Origin of the sequence: Desulfobacter sp., assembly GCA_028768525.1 — a bacterium.
Lineage (GTDB): Bacteria > Desulfobacterota > Desulfobacteria > Desulfobacterales > Desulfobacteraceae > Desulfobacter.
Genome location: CP054837.1, coordinates 3,200,919 through 3,207,500 on the forward strand (window position 1 = coordinate 3,200,919; position 6,582 = coordinate 3,207,500).

The following is a 6,582-nucleotide window of genomic DNA, read 5'->3' on the forward strand; positions in this document are numbered from 1 at the left end:
AAATCTCTATTGAATGTTATTATGAATAATAAAAAACTTTTAGTTTGTGATAGATTAACTGTTTTTTTAGGGTGTTGCAATAGCTAAGGCGTTATTTTGAATAAAAATATGAATAGAATTAGGGGTATGGAACGGGGCTTGACGCCTTGTCCATAGATTAGAAAGGCCGTCTGTGAAGGATTCACAGACGGCCTTTTTTTGTTAATCGTTTATACGTCCATCTGTTCCATGGCTTTTTTCATCTGGCGGACGGCCTGGCGCAGGCGTTCTTCGTTTTCCACCAGGGCCAGGCGCAGGTAGCCTTCCCCTTCTTCAGAGAATCCAGTGCCCGGGGCCACGGCCACATTGCCTTTGTTCATGAGCTGGATGGCGAATTCCATGGCTCCCATTTTGGCGTAGGGTTCCGGAATTTTCGCCCAGACAAACATGCCAGCCTTGGGTTTTTCGATCTCCCAGCCGATGCGTTCAAGGCCGGAGCAGAGAACGTCGCGGCGGGTTTCATATACCTTGCACAGTTCGGGAATGGTGTCGTCGCAGTCGCGCAGGGCGATGATGCCGGCCACCTGGATGGCTGAAAATATGCCGTAGTCAAAGTAGCCTTTGATTTTACCCAGGGCGGAGACAATTTTTTCGTTGCCCACGCAGTAGCCGATGCGCCATCCCGCCATGTTGTAGGATTTGGAAAAGGAACCGAATTCTACGCCCACATCCTTGGCCCCTTCCACTTCCAGAAAACTGGGGGCGACGTATCCGTCGTAGGTGATCTTGGCATAGGCAAAGTCGTTGATGACCATGAAGTTGAACCGTTTGGCCAGTTTCACGATTTCCTTGAAAAAGTTTTTATCCGTGACCACCCCAGTGGGGTTGTGGGGGTAGTTGAGCATGAGCACCTTGGGTCTGGGGTAGCAGGATTCGCAGACCTTTGCGATGCGGTCCAGGAAATCCATTTCCGGTGCAATGGGGATTCTCATGACATTGGCGCCGGCGATCACCGCCGCATATATATGGATGGGGAAGGCCGGTGCCGGGACCAGGACAGAATCCCCGGGGCCCATGATGGCCAGGCAGAGGTGCGAGATGCCTTCCTTGGAGCCGATGGTGAAATAGGTTTCTTTTTCCGCGTCCAGATTGATGTTGTAATGCCGGCCGTAGTATTTCGCAATTTCCTGCTTGAGGTGGGGAAGGCCCGAACTTTCCGGGTATCTGTGGGCCTTGGGATCCTTTGCCACTTCCACCAGCTTTTCAATGACTGCATCGGGGGTGGGGTCCATGGGGTTTCCCATCCCGAGGTCGATGACATCATCCCCGTTCCGCCGTTTTTCCATTTTCATCTTGTTGATCATGCCGAACAAATAGGGCGGCAGCTGATCCATGCGGCTTGCAAATCGAATGATATTATTCTCTTCCACGTCCATTAACTCCTAGGAAAAAGGGTTTAAAAAAATCAGGAAAGAAAACCATAGCAGATTTTGTCCCGGGAATAAAAGCAAAATATTGTGAATTTATTTTAACCCGATTGCAAAGGGCCAAGTAAAAATGGTATCTAAAAAATTTGGCTGAAGAACTCCCATGGGACAAAAATAGGAAAATAGGAAATGAAACCCCAGGAAATTGAAGATTTAAGCTTTGAGATCATCACGGGCGAAGCCGGCGATCATGGATTCAACGGGACGGAATGGCCGGTGGTCCGGCGGATGATCCACACCTCTGCGGATTTTGAATATATTGAGACGGTCCGGTTCAACGGCAATGCAGTGGAAGAAGGGGTCAAGGCCATCCAGGCGGGCTGCCGCATCGTTACGGACACCAACATGGCCAGGGTGGGCACCCGGAAAAAAGAGATCCAACACTTCGGCGGGTCTGTGGCATGCCTTATGGGTGACCCGGATGTGGCGGAGACTGCAAAGAAAAACGGCACCACCAGGGCCCTGGCCGCCGTGGATATTGCCTGTGACACCCTGGGCGCCGGTATCTATGTGGTGGGCAATGCGCCCACGGCCCTGCTCCGCCTCATCGAGCAGATCAAGGCGGGCAATGTCTCCCCGGCCCTGGTGGTGGGCTTTCCCGTGGGCTTTGTCAATGCGGCCGAATCCAAGGATGCCCTCATGGAACTGGATATCCCCTATATCACCAACAAGGGCAGAAAAGGGGGATCCAATATTGCGGCCAGCGTGGTGAACGCCCTGGCCATCATGGCCTATGCCGCTAGGTAGTCAACCGGGGAATCATTAAAATGGATAAGCTAAAAGGCTTTGTAATCGGTGCCACGGGCAGCGGCACGGGAAAGACCACGGTCAGTCTGGGAATTATGGCCTGGCTGGCGGCCAAAGGAGTGAAGGTGGCCCCTTTCAAGGTGGGGCCGGATTTTATTGATCCCGGCCTCCACACCAAAATTTCCGGGTCGGTCAGCCATAACCTGGATTCCTGGATGCTCTCCCGGGGGTATAACCGCCAGCTCTTTTATTCAAAAGCCCGGGGCAAGGATATTGCCGTGGTGGAAGGGGTGATGGGACTGTTTGACGGGTATGATGCCCTCTCAGACACCGGATCCACGGCCCAGATGGCCAAATGGCTGGGCCTGCCCGTGCTTCTTATTGTTTCGGCCAAGGGCAAGGCCAGGAGCGCCGCCGCCATTGTAAAAGGGTTTGAATCCTTTGATCCCGACCTCAGGTTCGCCGGGGTGATTTTTGCCCAGGCCGGCAGCGAGCGCCATTACCACTATCTTCGGGATGCGGTGGAACAAAGCTGCAAGACGCCCTGCCTGGGATACCTGCCCAAAAACGAAAAGATCGTCATGCCCGAGCGCCATCTGGGACTGGTCACGGCCGATGAGATGCCCATTGAACGGGAGACATTGTCCACCCTGGTTTCCATGGTGGATGACCACCTGGATATGGACCGGCTGATCAGGGGGCTGATCCAGATGCCGGTGCCGGAAAAGGGGGCGGCGCAGCCGGAAATTCGAACCCCGCCCAAGGCCAGGATCGCGGTTGCCAGGGACAAGGCCTTCTGTTTCTATTATCCCGACAATTTGGATATCCTCAAGAGTGCCGGCGCCGAGATCCTCATGTTTTCTCCCCTGGAAGACGATACACTGCCCGAAAATATCGACGGGATTTATTTCGGTGGGGGGTATCCCGAACTCAACGCCGGCCGGCTCGCGGAACAGACAGGGCTGCTGGAGCAGGTTAAAGCGGCCAGCCGGGCCGGCATGCCCATTTATGGGGAGTGCGGGGGATTTATGTACCTCTGCCGGAATATTGCCGGTGATGACGGGGAAGAAACAGGCCGGATGTGCGGGATTTTTGATTTTGATGTCCGGATGTCAAAGCGGCTCCGGTCGCTGGGCTACAGGGAGATCACCCTCAATGCCGACACCCTCATCGGCAGAAAAGGGGATGTGATCCGGGGACATGAATTCCATTATTCCTCCATCGCCGGGGGCGGGGATGACAATGCCGCCTCTATATATAAGGTAACCTCCCGGGCCGGGCAGGAAATTTCCCTTCAAGGCTTCCAAAAGAAAAATACCCTGGGCTCCTATCTCCACGTCCATTTTGGGTCCAACCCCAATGCGGCCCGGCAGTTCGTTGCCTGCTGCGCCCGGTACCGCCAGGCCCGTGACGGCGGGGCGGCATAATTAAAATGGCAGAGAAAAAGCTCAGAGCCGGGTTTACCACGGGGGCAGCCGCTGCCGCTGCCGCAAAGGCCGCCCTGGTTTCCCTGCTGGCCTGCCAGCCTCCCAACCGGGTTGAAATCCGGTTTTTAACCGGGGAGAAAAAGGTGATCCCGGTCCATCATCTGGAGGTCCATTCAAATTCATCGGCATCCGCCGTGGTCATCAAGGATGCCGGGGATGATCCGGATATCACCCACAAGGCTGAAATCGGGGCCCGGGTCTCCCTGAAACCGGCCAGCCCGCCTGAAATCGTGATCACCGGCGGCAGGGGGGTGGGGCAGGTCACCAAGCCCGGCCTTGAGGTGGCGGTGGGGGAGCCGGCCATCAATTCCGGCCCCAGGCAGATGATCGAAGAATCCGTCCACCAGGCCTATCTCCAGCTCTGTTTGCCCCTGCGCCACCGGGTCACGGTGGAAGTCTTTGTGCCCAGGGGGGAGGAACTGGCCAAAAAAACCCTGAACAGCCGCCTGGGAATTCTGGGCGGCATTTCAATTCTGGGCACCACGGGGATTGTCCGGCCCCTGTCCCACGACGCCTATATCGCCACCATCAACTCCGGCATCTCCGTGGCCCGGGCCAATGGGGCAGACACCCTGGTGTTTACCACGGGGAGGCGCAGCGAAAGATATGCCCAGGGGATTTTCAGCGAACTTGCACCCGAGGCCTTCATCCAGACCGGTGATTTTTTCAAGGCCGGGCTGGATGCGGTGAAGGACCATCCGGGCATCGGGCAGGTCATTTATACGGTGTTTTTCGGCAAGGCTGTGAAAATGGCCATGGGGGTGGCGCACACCCATGCCGCCAAATCCGAGCTAACCCTCAACACCCTGGCCCAGTGGACCGGGGAGATCACCGGAGATGAGGCGCTGGCCGGGCAGATCCGGGAGTGTAACACGGCCCGCCATGCCTTTGAATTCATCCACCCGGATTATCCCGCCGTCCTTGAGCGGGTGGGCCGGGAAGCCGGGCGCCATGCCGCAGGATTTGCCGGCGGCAATGTGGATATCCGGGTGATCATTCTGGATTTTGAGGGCGGTATTGCCTTTGATTCAAATCAAACCGGTACGGGACCGCCGTTGTGAGCATAAAAAACGGAGATATGCCCCTTGGGGCGGCCCTGTTTACGGTGTTGCTCTGCATCCTTTTCGGGGGGAACGGGGTGGCCATGAAACTGGGGTACACCGGCCTGGGGCCCTTCACCTCGGCCGGGATCCGGTTTACCCTGGCCTCCTGTCTGCTTATTTTCTGGGCCAGGTACAGGGGGATTACCCTGAAGCTATCCCCGCTGCAGTGGCGGCTGGTATCGGTCCAGAGTCTGCTCTTTGTCTGCCAGGTCTCCGGTTTTCACCTGGGGCTTAAGGACACCACCGCCTCCCATGCTGCGTTGATTGCCAATGTCCTGCCGTTTCTCATTCTGATCCTGGCCCATTTTTTTATCCCAGGAGACCGGGTGACGCCTAAAAAGGGGGTGGGGATTCTCCTGGGATTCATCGGGGTGGTCATTCTTTTTTTTGATTCCCCGGATCTGGATGCCGACCTGCATAAAGGGGACATCATTGTGCTGTCGGCCGTGGTCTGCTGGTCTGTTTCAGCCATTTACGTGAAACGGATTATTGATCATTTCCACGCGGTGCAGATTACCCTGTTCCCAATGATGCTGGGCCTGCCCCTGTTTTTCCTCAATGGGTGGATCTGGGACGGGACCATGGTGGCCCAGGTAACCCCCACGGTGGTGAAAGCCATTCTCTACCAGGGCGTGATCACGGCGGCCTTCGGGTTTGTGGCCTGGAACACCATGCTCCAGAAATACGGGGCCACCGCCCTTCATTCCTTTGTCTTTATCGTTCCCCTGGCCGGGGTGACCAACGGGGTGATTTTCCTGAATGAACCGGTTACCCCCCACCTTCTCGGCGCCATCGGCTTTATTGTGGTTGGCATTGTGGTGGTGAACCTGCGCTGGCGCAAAAAGCCGCCGGCTGTCCCCATCCATTGATAAAAGGGGTCAAACGGTGATTTTTACACAGGCAGTCCCGGGGTTTTCCTGTAAACGGCAAAGGCCCTGAATAATATCCTCAACCTCTATTATCCGGTTGTCAGGGGGGCCCAGAATGATGGGCTGGTCCGGGTTTCCGGGGAATGAGAAAGAGCTTTCCGTCTTTTCCATGGGGATAACAAAGAGCGCCTTTAAATCTTTGTCGATTATATAAGGAAAGACGATGCCGGGCGGGATCATAAATTTTCCTTCCCGCTGGATGCCCCAGTTTTCATATGGCCGCTCCTGGCCGAATTTATTCCAGCCCAGGTACATCTGTCTGGAAAAGTCATGGCTCAGTCCTTTGCGGAAGAGAAATACCAGGGGATCTTCATTATTTTTTCCCCACAGGTGGTTGTGGGAACGGATGGCAAAGGCCATGGCATGGCGTTTCCATTTCTTTTTGTCTATTGCTGTTTCCATCATTGGAGTAGAATATCAGAAAAAATTAATGGGAATCAATTCTCTTTTTGCCGGGGCCGTTTTATTAATGTGAGATTATGTCGAGACGGGCTATGAAAAAAGCAAAGTCTTAACTATTTGATAATATTGATTTGTTTAAATATGTTCGGGAAAAAGTAAACTTTTTTGAAAAAAGTGTTTGACAGGTCAACTGAATTCAGGCATATTACGCCGGTCTTTGCGACGGGGCAGCAACTGCTGCTCAGCCAAAGACAGTTTTGATCTTTGAAAATTGGTCAGTGAAGCAAGAATGAGCGGGTCACAAAACGACCCTGCCGGTATAATTGAACGGCGGGGATGACCTTAAAGTTTTAGTAAAAGGATTATAACTGGAGAGTTTGATCCTGGCTCAGAATGAACGCTGGCGGCGTGCTTAACACATGCAAGTCGAACGAGAAAGGGATTGCTT

6 protein-coding genes and 1 rRNA gene (1 of these 7 cut by a window edge) are annotated in these 6,582 nt (G+C 54.5%); 5 read left to right on the plus strand and 2 right to left on the minus strand.

What is annotated here, in order from left to right:
• Positions 1-209 precede the first annotated feature (209 nt).
• Positions 210-1,409, minus strand: coding sequence for an aminotransferase class I/II-fold pyridoxal phosphate-dependent enzyme (locus HUN04_14365; protein WDP90817.1), 1,200 nt, complete (start codon positions 1,407-1,409; stop codon positions 210-212).
• A 186-nt stretch (positions 1,410-1,595) separates the two neighbouring features.
• On the opposite strand from HUN04_14365, the gene HUN04_14370 reads away from it, so the two are divergent.
• From HUN04_14370 to HUN04_14385, 4 genes are read left to right on the plus strand one after another with little or no spacing between them, the layout of a single operon-like run.
• The gene (locus tag HUN04_14370; protein ID WDP90818.1) at positions 1,596-2,213 is read left to right on the plus strand and encodes a precorrin-8X methylmutase; all 618 of its coding nucleotides are present in this window, start codon (positions 1,596-1,598) and stop codon (positions 2,211-2,213) included.
• Between the two features lie 20 nt (positions 2,214-2,233).
• The gene (locus tag HUN04_14375; protein ID WDP90819.1) at positions 2,234-3,640 is read left to right on the plus strand and encodes a cobyrinate a,c-diamide synthase; all 1,407 of its coding nucleotides are present in this window, start codon (positions 2,234-2,236) and stop codon (positions 3,638-3,640) included.
• Positions 3,641-3,645: 5 nt separating this feature from the next.
• Positions 3,646-4,761 carry a cobalt-precorrin-5B (C(1))-methyltransferase gene (locus tag HUN04_14380; protein WDP90820.1) on the plus strand — a complete coding sequence of 372 codons (1,116 nt, stop codon included), beginning with the start codon at positions 3,646-3,648 and terminating at the stop codon, positions 4,759-4,761.
• A gap of 2 nt (positions 4,762-4,763) precedes the next feature.
• Positions 4,764-5,672 carry a DMT family transporter gene (locus HUN04_14385; protein ID WDP93296.1) on the plus strand — a complete coding sequence of 303 codons (909 nt, stop codon included), beginning with the start codon at positions 4,764-4,766 and terminating at the stop codon, positions 5,670-5,672.
• A gap of 9 nt (positions 5,673-5,681) precedes the next feature.
• On the opposite strand, the gene HUN04_14390 is transcribed toward HUN04_14385, so the two are convergent.
• Positions 5,682-6,137, minus strand: a complete 456-nt coding sequence (locus tag HUN04_14390) for a hypothetical protein (GenBank protein WDP90821.1) — start codon at positions 6,135-6,137, stop codon at positions 5,682-5,684.
• A gap of 362 nt (positions 6,138-6,499) precedes the next feature.
• Here HUN04_14390 and HUN04_14395 point away from each other — a divergent pair.
• Positions 6,500-6,582, plus strand: a 16S ribosomal RNA gene (locus HUN04_14395); it runs 1,477 nt beyond the window's last position.